This window comes from Catenovulum maritimum (assembly GCF_001050375.1).
Lineage (GTDB): Bacteria > Pseudomonadota > Gammaproteobacteria > Enterobacterales > Alteromonadaceae > Catenovulum > Catenovulum maritimum.
Genome location: NZ_KQ130523.1, coordinates 1 through 3,665, shown reverse-complemented (window position 1 = coordinate 3,665; position 3,665 = coordinate 1). Strand labels below are relative to the sequence as shown.

At 36.4% G+C, this 3,665-nt stretch carries 4 protein-coding genes; 2 read left to right on the top strand and 2 right to left on the bottom strand.

Annotation, left to right across the window (positions count from 1 at the left end; all coding sequences use genetic code 11):
* Positions 1-300 (top strand): beta-propeller fold lactonase family protein (locus tag XM47_RS18610; protein ID WP_048695986.1); only part of this gene is annotated, 300 nt, incomplete at its 5' end.
* Between the two features lie 67 nt (positions 301-367).
* On the opposite strand, the gene tpx is transcribed toward XM47_RS18610, so the two are convergent.
* Positions 368-865, bottom strand: coding sequence for a thiol peroxidase (tpx, locus tag XM47_RS18605; RefSeq protein ID WP_048695983.1), 498 nt, complete (start codon positions 863-865; stop codon positions 368-370).
* A 229-nt stretch (positions 866-1,094) separates the two neighbouring features.
* The gene (locus tag XM47_RS18600) at positions 1,095-1,445 is read right to left on the bottom strand and encodes a GNAT family N-acetyltransferase (RefSeq protein WP_048695982.1); all 351 of its coding nucleotides are present in this window, start codon (positions 1,443-1,445) and stop codon (positions 1,095-1,097) included.
* 101 nt (positions 1,446-1,546) lie between these two features.
* On the opposite strand from XM47_RS18600, the gene XM47_RS18595 reads away from it, so the two are divergent.
* Positions 1,547-3,403, top strand: coding sequence for a GGDEF domain-containing protein (locus XM47_RS18595; RefSeq protein ID WP_149865560.1), 1,857 nt, complete (start codon positions 1,547-1,549; stop codon positions 3,401-3,403).
* The last annotated feature ends 262 nt before the right edge of the window (positions 3,404-3,665 follow it).

Here is a 3,665-nt window from a genome sequence, read left to right as displayed (position 1 = left end):
ATTCATATCACACCAAATGGTGATTATGTTTACGCATCAGAAAGAAACTCAAGCTCGCTGTCTGCTTTTAGAGTAGACCCAGAGACAGGTAAGTTAACTTATATAGATTCATTTGAAACCGACACTCAGCCTAGAGGCTTCTCAATTGACCCTAGTGGCCAGTTTTTAATCTCAGCAGGACAAGTATCAAATACAATTTCGGTTTACAAAATTGAGCAGAATACGGGTAGGTTAACTTCACGAAAGACTTACCCTGTAGGCGAAAATCCAAATTGGGTAGAAATAATTAATCTAAATTAATCCTACCCGAACAATAAAAAAGGCCACGACTAGTGGCCTTTAGCAAGTATCAATAACCTAACAATGGTTATTTTAATGCAGCTAATGCCGCAGCATAATCAGGCTCGTTAGCAATTTCACCCACTAATTCAACATGAGTAACTTGGCCTTCAGTATCCAAAACGATCACAGCTCTAGCAGTCAAACCAACTAGTGGTCCATTAATAATTTCAACACCATAGTCCTTCGCAAAAGTCGAGCGGAAACCAGACAAAGAAACAACATTGTCTAAACCTTCAGCACCACAAAAACGAGCTTGTGCAAAAGGTAAATCTTGTGAAACACAAGCTACGACAGTGTTTTCCATCGCACTCGCTTGGCTATTAAAAGTGCGAACTGATTGCGCACATGTTGGCGTATCTATACTAGGGAAGATATTTAATACTAAACGCTTGCCGCTAAATTCTGCTAAGTTTGCTTCAGATAAATCTGTTTTTACTAGGGTAAATTCTGGTGCTTTAGTACCTACTGAAGGTAAATCTGCATTAGTATCAACTGGATTACCTTTAAGTGCTGTTTTAGCCATTTTGTTTTTTCCTTTAGGTTATAAATTTAAAAGCTTACATTGATTTAGCTCTAGCTAATATGCCAGCAATATAAATGAATTAATAGCTTAATATTTTATGGGTTTATTATAAGAGATTCTTTTCCATTAATTGACCGCGTTCAGTCGTTTCACCTTTAGCTACCCAGCCATTTTTCAAATAAAACTTTTCAGCTGCAGTATTAAATAAATGATAGCGTAGATGCACTTTTTAGCAGTTATCCGCTTGCATTTTTTGAATAACAAAATCATGTATCTGCTGCCCTATTCCTCGGCCTCTATAATCTGGTTTCAAATAAAATAGGTAAACATAGCCCCAATAACTACCATCAGCTTGTTTGATAGGCGTGGTAAATTCTACTTGACCAATAATTTCATCGCCAAGCCAAACGTGTAATAAACCTAGAGGCCAGTCTTGCTGAAATAAATGAAACACTTTAGCTTGTCGAGCGGTATCAAAATCCTTGGTGTGGCCGAAGCTAACCAAATGGGTGTCTTTTCTAAATTGAACTGCTAAGTCTATATCTCGAGCGAGATCAGCGGGTAAATAGCTTAAATCCATTTATCTTACCTACAATTGAATATAAGAAAATTTTGCCAGTTTCAGTTTTTGCGATTACGCTTAAACTAGAGCGAGCAATTTGGCTAACATATTGGCAAATAATGAAGAATAAATCTACGAAAACCATAGCGTTACTATTAACTGAACTAACCAGAAATAATAACTGCCGTATCTTTGCCGAGTTAAAAAAAGAAGCGACCAAACAAAAAGTAAATTTAATTACCTTTGAAGGCCGAACCTTACAAAGCAAATCATACGCGGATAAACAGAGAAACTTTGCTTATCAACTGATTAATAAGGCAAGAGTCGATCATATCATTACCACCTCAGCGGCCGTGCCTGATAGTTTAACCAGCAAGCAATTTGATAATTTTTTTAACGGCAAAACCGAACAGCTCATCATAAATTACTATTTAAAGCGACCAAAACAACATTCGATAAGAGTTAATAACTCTACTGGCTCTGCTCAACTAGTCGAGCATTTAGTCAACCACCATAAATATGAAAAGTTTATTGTGATCCGAGGACCAGTCAGGGATGCCAATGCAAATCAAAGATTTGCAACAACCATTAGCTCTCTTGAAAAATACAATATAACGCCAGTAGAGCTCCAAGCGACTTGGGATTCTCAAGCAAGTATTCAGGTCATAAAAAACATAATCAAAGACTACCCGGATTATCAAGCCGTTATTTTCCCAAATGATGAAACTGCAATTGCAGCTTTAGATTACATTAATAACTTCAAACCTGAATTTAAAGGTCGCTTTGCTATTGTAGGTTTTGATAATTCTGAAAATGCCAAAAACATCTCACCTCAGTTAACAACGGTAGATCATCCTCATGCTGCCATGGCGCAAAAAGCATTGGAGTTAATAAACACCCAACCAAGCGAATATGTCGACGCTATTTTCAATACCACTGCGGTTTTTAGAGGCTCATGTGGCTGCCATGGACATATAGAAGATACCTGTCCAACACAAAGGCTTTTTACCGGTAATTATAATATTGAAGAAAACATTCAGGCTTTAAGCCATGACGAGTATTTTGAAAAGCTAAGCATAGCGCTATCAGAACGAGATATATTAAGTTGCTCTATCTGTTTATATCAAAGCGAGCCTTTTAAATTAGAAGCGACAACTGAAGTCCCCCAAGTATCTAAACTTGCTTTTCAATATTATAACGGCACCAGACAAACAGAATACGAGAACCAAGCTTTTGATACTGCGCTGATTCTGCCAGATGACGTTTATCAGCAAAAACAGCCTCAGTGCCTGTTAGTGAAAAATTTATTCTACAATGATGCACATTTTGGTTATGTTGTTTTCGATTTATGCCAAGGCAGAATTCAAGATATTGAAGATTTAATAGTTAATATTTCAACCACTCTAAATATCATCTATTTATTCGAAAAAATGCAAAGCGCATTAAAAGAAAATGAGCGTTTAGTCGCAAGCTTAGCCAAAGATAACACCAACTTAAAAGCCATCTCAGCAACTGATGAGATGACTGAGCTACTCAACCGAAGAGGCTTTTACCAAGCTATATGTCAGCGCATTGAAAATACAGAGCTAACTGAATTTAGTCTGATCTATGCAGATATGGATAAGCTCAAGTATGTAAACGACACCTTTGGCCATCAAGCTGGCGACCTAGCGATAGAAAAAATGGCAAATGTGTTGAAAAGTGTCTTCCGTGCGACAGATATTATATGCAGAATTGGAGGGGATGAATTTGTAATATGTGCATTTATTGCTGACGAAAATATAGTCCAACAGATGACACAAAGAGTAAACTCTGAACTTGCCAAGCTAACCGATCTAGAATTTAAAATCAGCATGAGTTTTGGTATCTACCTATGTAAATTATCCGAAGATTTTGACCTAGAAAATGCCATTAAGCAGGCAGATAAAAAACTCTATCAGCAAAAGCAGCTTAAAAAGCACGGTTTGATACTATGAGAAAAAAGCTAACTTAGTCATTTATTAATAGTTATGACTAAATCAGCCACACTAAATTAACAAAATATTTAATGTATACATACCTCTTTAAGAACGCACCAAAATAAACCTATTTTCTAGCACAAAGTCACCAATAAAGTGCTTACCCAAATGTAAATAAGTGTTAATATGATCGGACGCCTGAAAAATGGCACAACAATTTAAAAATTTATTCTTAGGAGATATTTTGAAAAATTTATCTGATATTGGTTTAGTCGGCCTT

Bases quoted from the DNA above. Each gene is read 5' to 3' on its own strand.
- tpx (WP_048695983.1), bottom strand. From the start codon at position 865: ATGGCTAAAACAGCACTTAAAGGTAATCCAGTTGATACTAATGCAGAT.
- XM47_RS18600 (WP_048695982.1), bottom strand. From the start codon at position 1,445: ATGGATTTAAGCTATTTACCCGCTGATCTCGCTCGAGATATAGACTTA.
- XM47_RS18595 (WP_149865560.1), top strand. From the start codon at position 1,547: ATGAAGAATAAATCTACGAAAACCATAGCGTTACTATTAACTGAACTA.